The 8,917-nt window shown below is 41.6% G+C and carries 15 protein-coding genes and 1 pseudogene; 14 read left to right on the forward strand and 2 right to left on the reverse strand.

Annotated elements, in window-relative coordinates; translation table 11 throughout:
- The first annotated feature begins 46 nt into the window (after positions 1-46).
- The 14 genes and pseudogenes from FW757_RS17330 (at position 47) to FW757_RS17395 (ending at position 6,380) form a co-directional block, all read left to right on the forward strand.
- Positions 47-628 (forward strand): 3'-5' exonuclease, encoded by a 582-nt coding sequence (locus tag FW757_RS17330; protein ID WP_446441507.1) that lies wholly within the window; start codon positions 47-49, stop codon positions 626-628.
- 59 nt (positions 629-687) lie between these two features.
- On the forward strand, positions 688-927 hold the full coding sequence (locus tag FW757_RS17335; RefSeq protein WP_446441508.1) for a hypothetical protein: 240 nt from the start codon (positions 688-690) through the stop codon (positions 925-927).
- Between the two features lie 16 nt (positions 928-943).
- The gene (locus FW757_RS17340; protein ID WP_446441509.1) at positions 944-1,702 is read left to right on the forward strand and encodes a hypothetical protein; all 759 of its coding nucleotides are present in this window, start codon (positions 944-946) and stop codon (positions 1,700-1,702) included.
- A gap of 380 nt (positions 1,703-2,082) precedes the next feature.
- Complete coding sequence (locus FW757_RS17345; RefSeq protein WP_446441510.1) at positions 2,083-2,232, forward strand: hypothetical protein; 150 nt, start codon at positions 2,083-2,085, stop codon at positions 2,230-2,232.
- Between the two features lie 10 nt (positions 2,233-2,242).
- A pseudogene (gene rdgC / locus FW757_RS17350) lies at positions 2,243-3,127 on the forward strand (recombination-associated protein RdgC); the annotation flags it as partial.
- On the forward strand, positions 3,104-3,403 hold the full coding sequence (locus FW757_RS17355) for a DNA translocase FtsK (protein ID WP_446441520.1): 300 nt from the start codon (positions 3,104-3,106) through the stop codon (positions 3,401-3,403). The pseudogene rdgC and the gene FW757_RS17355, both read left to right, overlap by 24 nt.
- A gap of 10 nt (positions 3,404-3,413) precedes the next feature.
- Positions 3,414-4,064: a single-stranded DNA-binding protein gene (gene ssb / locus FW757_RS17360; protein WP_446441511.1), complete on the forward strand. Its 651-nt coding sequence runs from the start codon at positions 3,414-3,416 to the stop codon at positions 4,062-4,064.
- A gap of 10 nt (positions 4,065-4,074) precedes the next feature.
- Positions 4,075-4,704, forward strand: coding sequence for an MT-A70 family methyltransferase (locus FW757_RS17365; protein WP_446441512.1), 630 nt, complete (start codon positions 4,075-4,077; stop codon positions 4,702-4,704).
- A complete protein-coding gene (locus FW757_RS17370; RefSeq protein ID WP_446441513.1) occupies positions 4,701-4,991 on the forward strand; it encodes a hypothetical protein in 291 nt (96 codons plus the stop codon). Before FW757_RS17365 ends, FW757_RS17370 begins: the two co-directional genes overlap by 4 nt.
- Complete coding sequence (locus FW757_RS17375; RefSeq protein ID WP_446441514.1) at positions 4,988-5,182, forward strand: hypothetical protein; 195 nt, start codon at positions 4,988-4,990, stop codon at positions 5,180-5,182. Before FW757_RS17370 ends, FW757_RS17375 begins: the two co-directional genes overlap by 4 nt.
- 94 nt (positions 5,183-5,276) lie before the next feature.
- Positions 5,277-5,693: a hypothetical protein gene (locus FW757_RS17380; RefSeq protein WP_446441515.1), complete on the forward strand. Its 417-nt coding sequence runs from the start codon at positions 5,277-5,279 to the stop codon at positions 5,691-5,693.
- A gap of 7 nt (positions 5,694-5,700) precedes the next feature.
- Positions 5,701-5,892, forward strand: a complete 192-nt coding sequence (locus FW757_RS17385; RefSeq protein WP_446441516.1) for a hypothetical protein — start codon at positions 5,701-5,703, stop codon at positions 5,890-5,892.
- Positions 5,889-6,173 carry a hypothetical protein gene (locus tag FW757_RS17390; RefSeq protein ID WP_446441517.1) on the forward strand — a complete coding sequence of 95 codons (285 nt, stop codon included), beginning with the start codon at positions 5,889-5,891 and terminating at the stop codon, positions 6,171-6,173. The genes FW757_RS17385 and FW757_RS17390 overlap by 4 nt, the downstream gene beginning before the upstream one ends.
- 3 nt (positions 6,174-6,176) lie before the next feature.
- On the forward strand, positions 6,177-6,380 hold the full coding sequence (locus FW757_RS17395; protein WP_145242683.1) for a helix-turn-helix transcriptional regulator: 204 nt from the start codon (positions 6,177-6,179) through the stop codon (positions 6,378-6,380).
- Here the strand turns inward: FW757_RS17395 and FW757_RS17400 are convergent.
- Positions 6,361-7,560 carry a tyrosine-type recombinase/integrase gene (locus FW757_RS17400; protein WP_446441518.1) on the reverse strand — a complete coding sequence of 400 codons (1,200 nt, stop codon included), beginning with the start codon at positions 7,558-7,560 and terminating at the stop codon, positions 6,361-6,363. The genes FW757_RS17395 and FW757_RS17400 overlap by 20 nt on opposite strands.
- Before the next feature lie 421 nt (positions 7,561-7,981).
- On the reverse strand, positions 7,982-8,695 hold the full coding sequence (locus FW757_RS17405; protein WP_446441519.1) for an RluA family pseudouridine synthase: 714 nt from the start codon (positions 8,693-8,695) through the stop codon (positions 7,982-7,984).
- Positions 8,696-8,917 lie beyond the last annotated feature (222 nt).

Here is an 8,917-nt window from a genome sequence, read left to right on the forward strand (position 1 = left end):
CAGCTTAATTTAACCATCACCCTATTATAAAACTAAGGCAAATACCATGAAACCATTAGTAAGTTACGACACAGAAACGACAGGCATGCCTGATTGGAAAACCCCAAGCGATGGTGAGAACCAGCCGCACATTGTTCAGCTTTCAGCAGTAAAGCATGACCCTGAAACAAAAGAGCTGATCGGTGAGCTAGATTTAATTATCAAGCCCGATGGCTGGGTTATCCCGCAAGAAACAATCGATATTCACGGCATTACTAACGAGCATGCAATCGAAGTAGGCATCCCTGAAAAAGAAGCTATCCAACAGCTTTTAGATTTTTGTGAAGGCTCTGAGCGCATTGCATACAACAGAACCTTTGACCAACGCATTGTTCGCATCGCTTTGAAACGCTTCTTTGATGAAAAAGCACAAGAGCAGTGGGCGCAAAAAGATGACCATCATTGCTCTATGTTTCTTGCTAAAAAAGCCATGAAAGCCGGTAAAAATCCAAAACTGGTAGAGGCATATAAGCACTTCATTGGCAAAGAGCTTGAAGGTGCTCATAACGCATTAAATGATGCTAAAGCAAGTATGGCTGTTTATTTTGCCGTAACCGAGCCAAGCGAACCAGAAGAAAGCGCAGCTTAATTTTAACTCCGACCGAGCCCAGCGCCTTCGGGCGCAAGCTCTTTTTGATTGAGGTTTATATGAGTAATTCAAGAGTTCCACAGCTACGCATGGTCGAGCATCTTAACTGCAACAACATCATGGTTGGCTTAGCAACTGTAGTAAGCACTAAAAAAGACGGCAAAGAAGGCTGGGCGTTACCTGGCTGCGGATTCACAACCAACCGCAATAAAGCATCTAGTGCATGCGCAAAAATGCACTATTTAATTGAAGGTCTTGGCGGCATCAAGCCAGCAATGAAAATTAAACAAGCAGCGTAAGCAATAAGGAATAAAAATGAGCAACGAAACAACAGAAGTATTTGAACCAACAATTGACCCAAGCAGCGCAACAGTACAAGAAATGTTTGGACGCATTCTTAACGAAAAAATTCAAGCTGGTGCGCTTGAAATAGCAATTAGCAAAAAGGTCGATTCGCTTATAGAAGAAACCGCTAATGATGTTTTCCGCAGCTATAGCGATTTAGGTAAAGCCCTAAAAGAAAAAATGACCAATGCCATCATGCCGCAGTTAGAAAATCTGGATGACTTGCCAACGTATCACGACTTTGTATTAAACCGCTTAAAAGTAGCTGCGCAAGGTTTCTACGATTCACGCCTAGCCGAAATACTCGATAAAGAGTTTGCGGAAATAATGGCAGAAGTGCCAGAGAACATAACGCTTTCTTACATTGTTAATTCGCTGCTTGAAGAGGCGCAAGAAGGTAATGAATACGAGGGCGAGATAACGCTGATTATAGACGAGAATGCCCACTCCAGCGATGGTCGTTGGTTATCAGTCTACATAGACAAAGAAGCAGACCAAGACAAGCATCGCTGTGACTTTGACTTGCACTTAAGCAAAGACAAAGAAACGGGCAAATACGACATTTTAAGTATTAAAGTTGATGACAAAAAGCCGGGTGACGCTCTCTCTATGGGCCGCTTATATCGAATGGAAAAAATACTTTTCAATGTGTACGCAATGAAGGGTCAAATCGAGCTAGACCATGGGCTTGATGCTAACGACTACGAAACCACCTGGTGCCACGACTAATGCACGATTACATGGCAATCAAAGGTAACAGTTCAACCGCTATTGCAAAGCAGCAGCGCAAAGAGTTTTTAAAGATGGCAGCAGTAAATACAGTGCGCGTTTTAGTGCTAGCTATCATCGTTTTAATAACAACTAAGTAGGCATTGATATGTTTTGTGTATTTGGCGTAAGCAAAAAGAAATGTAAAGCCGCAGCTGAAAAGAAGGTAAATGCTTTGCGTGGTGAGCTCGCGCCAAAAACGCAAAAACAACACGAAAAGATGGTTGCAAAATTTACGGAAGAATTATTTCTAAAAGCAAAACCAACCGCTATAAGCGCTGAATTATCAACACCTAGCTTAGTTGAGGATTTTATCACTCTCGCAAAAAAAAACAGGCGACATGAGGGCGTTGCAAGGTATGCGCCGAGTTCATAAAACCGATAGCAAAGGTACGCCGCAGTATCAAAAGCGAACTAAAAAACCAGTATTTCAATGGGTGGTGCTTGAGTCGAATTTCACTCAAGAGCTAATCAAAGACGAAATTTTTTAAGGGTAACACTATGTTTTTATCAAATTTAGTAATTTATAAGTTTAAACAAGAAGTTGAGTTCAACCGCGAAGAGTTTAACAAAGCACTTGAGCAAGATGCTTTTCGCCATTGCACACAGCAAGAGCTATCAACTTTTGGCTGGACTAAAGCGCTTGGTAAACATGGCGAGTCACTAGCGCATTTTTCTAACCGTAGAATTTTAGTTTGCGCCAAGCGTGAAGAAAAGATCCTACCAGCTTCCGTTATTAACGAAATGGTAGCTGAAAAAGTAGAGCAAATTGAGCTTGAAGAAAACCGCCCTGTTCGCCGCAAAGAGCGCGACGAGCTAAAAGAAAACATAATGCACACACTGCTACCGCAAGCATTTACCAAATCAAGCCTGCAATACGCATTCATTGATATGGATAGCGGCTTACTAGTAGTCAACAGCTCAAGTTTTAATAAAGCAGAAGAATTAGCCGCCCTACTTCGCAAATCCCTTGGCACATTGCCAATTATTCCCGCGTTTGGTGAGTATGATTTAGATGTTTTCCTAACTGACTGGCTAACTAATTTCAGCACACCAGCAAAATTTTCTATTGGCTTTGACGCAGAAATGCAAGAAGCAGACGACAGCGGTGCAATAGCAAAGTTAAAAGGCCACGACTTACATGGTGACGAAGTTAAAACGCACCTAGAACAAGGTAAGCGCGTCACTAAGCTAGCGCTCAACTGGAGGGAGCGTATTAAGTTCAACCTTCAAAATGATGGTGCCATCAAACAGGTTATTTACTCCGACACCATCAAAGAAGAAAACGCCGACATACCTAAAGAAGATATGCCAATCAAACTTGATGCTGATTTTTGTTTAGTGGCTGGTGAAATCGTCCAAATGATCACCGAGCTTACACATGGCGGATTAGTTAACGGCTTTCCTGACGATCAAGACGATGGTAACGAGTCACTGATTGCCGAACACAACGCGAAGTATACAGACAGCAACGGCAATGACTGTTTTTACAATGAAGCTGTCAAGTTTGTAACAGAAACACAGTGCGCATCAGTCTCGCGCATTCAACGCAAATTTAGAATTGGTTATAACAGAGCAGCCCGCTTAGTCGAGCAGCTTGAAGCTAACGGCATTGTAACCGCGCCAGGTCATAACGGCGAGCGCACAGTTTTAATTAAATAAGGGGAATATCATGGCACGCGGAGTGAACAAAGTAATTTTAGTAGGCAATTGCGGAAAAGATCCTGAAGTGCGTTACATGCCAAACGGCAATGCAGTAGCTAACTTAACGCTTGCTACAAGTGAAAGCTACAAAGATAAAAACACCGGTCAAATGGTTGATAAAACAGAATGGCACCGTGTTGTACTGTTTGGCAAGCTCGCGGAGATCACCGGCGAGTATGTACGCAAAGGGTCGCAAATTTACGTTGAGGGTAAACTTCAAACCCGCAAATGGAACGACCAACAAGGGCAAGAAAAGTTCACCACTGAAATTATAGTTGATGGTTTCACAGGTCAAATGCAAATGCTCGGACAAAGACAGCAAGGTCAAAGTAGCGGACAACAAAGCGGTGGCTACCAAGGTGGTCAACAGCAAAGCCACGGCGGTTATTCTCAACAGCAAAGCCAAGGCGGTTATGCCCAGCAACAGAGTGCACAACAAGGTGGAGGTTTTGCACCGCGTCAACAACGCGCACCACAGCAAGGCGGTGTATCAAACAATCAATACATGAGCGGTGGTCAGCAAGGCGGCTATGGACCTCAAGGCGGTGAATTTCCAGATGACGATATTCCGTTCGGCCCAATTGGCTTGCAATACCCTGCACTCTTAATGTGCATGTAAGGAGCGCCCCATGTTTGAACAATTTAAAGACCAAAAATTCAACCTAATTTACTCGGACCCTGCTTGGCAATTTAGCAATAAGAGAACTGGCGGCAGCATGAAAAGCGGCGCGGAACATCACTATAAATCAACAATGAGCGTAGACGAGTTAAAAACTATGCCTATTGATGATATTGCGGCAGACGATTGTATTTTGGTTATGTGGTGGGTTGGTTCAATGCCACAAGAGGCGCTTGACGTTGTTAAAGCGTGGGGATTCACAATTAAAACAATGAGCGGTTTTGTATGGAACAAACTCACTGTTAATAACAACCCTATGTTTGGGATGGGATTTTGGACCCGCCAAGGCAGCGAGTCGGCAATTATAGCAATCAAAGGCAAGCCAAAAGTTGCAAGCCGTTCGGTGCGAGCCGTAGGTAACTATGACGCGGCAAGCCTAGATGACTTATTAGGCTTTACTGTTTTTAGTGGTGCCTTTCCTATTGCTCAGCACAGCGAAAAACCTAACGAATTTAGAAACGCATGCGTAGAGCTAGCCGGTGATGTTCCGCGCATCGAGTTATTTTCACGCAAGCGTACTAAAGGCTGGTCTGTGTGGGGTAATGAAGTGGGCAAGTTAAATAAAAGGAAAGCAGCATGAGTAAATTAACTGATCACGACATTTCACTGATTGCTGAGTTAAGAAAAACACTAAGCACGCGTGCAATTGCTGCCAAGTTTGATGTAAGTCAGCCTGCGATAGTTAACTGCTTAAGAGCATCAGTACAGCAGAAAAAACTGAACCGAAAGCTTTTAAAAGCGATCAAGTCTGATATTACCAATGGTATCTGCACAACCACGGCATGCGAAAAGCACAATGTATCTACTCACTTATATCAGTCGCTTAACAAAACCCTAAGTATTACTCGGCGTGGGGTAGCAGCATGATTCAAATATCAAAAGTGGGTATGCCAAAAACATGTATTAGCTGCCAGAATTTCACTTGCAAAGGCTTCGCTATTAACAGTGATAGCAAGAAAGCTAAATACGGTAGCTGTTCAAAATTAAATAAAGGCGTGTTTGCGGTTGAGGTTTGCAGTAACTACAACCAAGAACCAGACGCAGAGGTAGCAGCCTAGTGAAACCACAAGTTAAACGCAGAGCGCATAACTGGTATGCGCTTAAACCTAAAAAGGCGGTAAAGCCTGAAAACAAAGAACGTAAGGCGAAGCTATGAATAACTCTAAAATCAAAGCCCTAGCATTACTGCATGGCTTTAAGCTCGAAGAGCAAAAAACGGGGGAAATGGACCTGAACCAGTACGTTTATGATTTTGCATGGGCGTTACTGCAGGACGGCAAACCGCAGCTTTCACACCGTCAATACTTGGCCGACTTACTAAAGGACGCAGCAGCAATATTACCTTTGCCAAAAGCGTTCAATATTACGATACAAGTAAACGAAATGAATACCAACGAACCGTTAATGAACTGGTATTTCCATGATGGCGTAACGCAAGGTGTTCACTATCAGCGACACATACCTGATAGCCGTGAAGAGTTAAATTTGTTCTTCCAAACAGCTAAAGGGCACATGAAAGGCATGAGCTACAGAGCCTTAAACCCTGATTACGATAAAAAATTAGCTTAGGTGATTTATGAAAAAGCATTTCCAAAAGCTGATTATAGCCATAGCTGTATGGTCATTTCTAAGCTTTACCGGCTCTTTCATTAAGCAGATTGATAAGTACGATCTTTTTGGTAAAGCCAAAGGTAACAATTGCGGACAGACATACCCTATTGATTACATTTTTTATAACAACCTTTTTTGTGAGGTAGATGATTTATGATCATTTACAACTGTAGAAAATGCAAAGCTCCGCTAGATGATAATGAGGCTTATGAATATCGCGGTGCTGTCGCTTGTGCAGAACACTTTGATGAAGTTATTGAAATGCGCGACTTTGAGCGTAACGAGATTATTCAAGATGAACACAACAAAACTAAGGTGTTTGAAGGTATTGATTTAACTGATAGCACAATTGGCAAAGCCAACAAAAAGCTATTAAAACCAAACATTGAAATTGCTAGCAGAGAAAGCCAGCGGTTGAAAAATTACGAAGGCAGGTGATTTATGAGTTTACCAACTAGCAAATACTTAGTAACAAAAGACGTAGCCGCCCTATTTGGCGTTAAGCCAAACACCATTTTGGAATGGGAAAAGGACGGCAAATTTCCACCGGCTACGATCACTGGAAAGCCTAAGCGCTGGGACGCTCAAATTGTAGAGCAGCATTGCCAAGCGCTTAGAGATCAGACTATTCGCCTTTCAGCATGAGGACCCAACGGTTCACCCACTCAGTTAACCCGTCTAGCATTGGCGATTTATTATATATCGCCAATACTCCCTTCATTTTATGCCCTAGTAATTTTTCAGTGAATTGCAAAGGGCATCCAGCATCAGTTAGGTGTGTTGATATAGTCCGCCTAAAATCGTGCATCCTGAATGTTGATACCCCTTCAATTTCTTGATGACAAGCTTTTGCTATTTGACTAACGCTTGAACCATTAGCAGGGTGATCACCATCACGGTTAGGAAACATATGTTTAAATGAAGGCGATTGATCTTTCATGTACTGCAGATCAGCAATCAAGTCATCAGGAATAGGCCTAACAATTGAATGTAACGATCCTTTTGTGTTTTCTCTTTGCGTAGTAAAGAGTTTTGTATCAAGATCAAAGTCTGATTTTTGCGCCTTACAAAGCTCGCTAATACGACAACCAAAAACCATCGCGCAGCGCAATATAACCTTGTTTCTATCAGTTATATTTAACTGATCTACATTAGCCCATATTAACTGGCATTCTTTTATCGATAAATAATGTTCACGACTATCGTAGTCACTCGCGAAATCACTAGGCCTCAACGCCTCAAACTGAGTATTATTTGTAAAACCTTGACGAACACAAAACCTCAGCGCCGATCTAAACTCTATAATCGAATTAAAAGAAAAGCCCTTCCCTCTACCCCGTTCAATCGATACATCATTCATTGATTTAAAGAGCGCGGTAAAATGGGTTTTATCCATCAATGAAATATATTGATTCAGCCACGTATCGTTAATGCACGAAGTGATCCTAAATAATATGCCTTCAGGATTATCACGTTTAGGTATGCAGTAGTTTTTATGCCAATAGTTGACACAATCTGCGATCGTTGGATTTTCAATAAACTCAGACTCGACCGCGTTAACCGCTTCCATATTTCTAGGATCTAAGTTTTTATTAACAAGCGCCATTTGTGCCGCGCATTCTTCCCGCGCCTGCGCAAGTGTCATCGCTGGATAAGTGCCAAGTTTATAACGGGCCTGCTTACCATTAATTCGATAACGTATCTGAAACGAGATCTTTCCCTTCGGTGAGATCCTTAACGATAGGTTGTCACCGTCCGTTATCTCAGGCTTACCGGCATACTCTTTACCGCTTAAGCTCTTGAGTTTAGCTGCAGTTATATTCATTTTTGCTCCGACTCTGTGTACCAAACGTGACCAAAATTGAGGTCAATTTTAAAATGGTACACAACTTAGGACACAAAAGTCACCAATAACAGCAACTAATAGCGCATAACAACCGTAGATAGAGGGCTTTATATTTGATTTAAGTGTTTGTTTTTAATTAGATAAGAGGGTTTAAAAGGGGATAAAAATAAATAAAGGGATAAGATTAAAAAGAATGAATCATTAAGTTTAATAGTTGTTTAACTTCTGTTTGAAAGCCTAATGTTTCTTTTTGTGCTGCAGTCATTTATATATCTCCAATTTGCAAAGTGTCTGCGTTATGCACTTAATATGGGGCGCGGTTTGTTAACTTCAAGTCAAAAGAGCAAAAAAGTAAGCTATAGCAAGATAAACACGGAAGTTAAGTTGTTTTTTCTTACAATCAAAATGGCTGTGGGCAATGTAGGTGCGTTTGCTTGAAGCTTCGAGGGTGTACAAAAAACAGATCGCTGGCATGTAATTGTAAGCGCTCAGCCAGTTGTTGGCTATGTTGGTTTTTATACAGATCACAGCCAATAATTGGGTGCCCAATGCTCTGACTGTGAATACGTAATTGATGTGTACGCCCCGTCACAGGGGTAAATTGCACTAAAGTACGCGGCGGTGATGTTAAGCGCTGTAATACTAAATAGTCACTGACGGCAGACTTACCCGTCACATTACAAATTTTAACTAATGGAAAGAGTAATTTATCTTTGACTATTGGAGCGTTTATTTGACCTACGTCATTTAATAACCAGCCATCCAACATGGCTATATAGTGTTTTTTTATTGTCCCTGATTGAAACTGCTTATTAAGGAGCTTAGTTGATTCAGAGTTAAGGCCTACAATCATAATACCTGAAGTACCATAGTCTAATCGATGCGGCAATTTAGCTGTCGGAAATGCGGCAGTCAGACCTGGCTGCCCATTCACTAAACGATAATGCACAGAATCCCAATTGGCCGGATTTTTACCAGATAAACTCAGTAAGCCACTGGGTTTATTGATCAATAAAATATCATCGTCTTTATATAAAATTTCCACATGCTCATGACAAACCGATGCAATAAAGTCATCGACAATAGAATGCTGTGGCAAATTTGTATCAGACATTATTTCTCTCATTATTGATTTTATAAAAACGTTGCAACATTAGTATCTTGAAACTAGTTCAATTTCTATCATACACAAAAAAAGTCGGTATGCTACGCTGTAGTTTGGCTTTTAACTATAAAGGGCGCTAGTTTTCAAGATTAGAAAATGGCAGTGAACGCATGTCGAAGGTTAACACTGCGCTGCTGACAGCTCAAAGCCATTAGCTTTCCTACAGACGTA

The sequence above is a fragment of the Pseudoalteromonas sp. 1181_04 genome, from assembly GCF_052850545.1.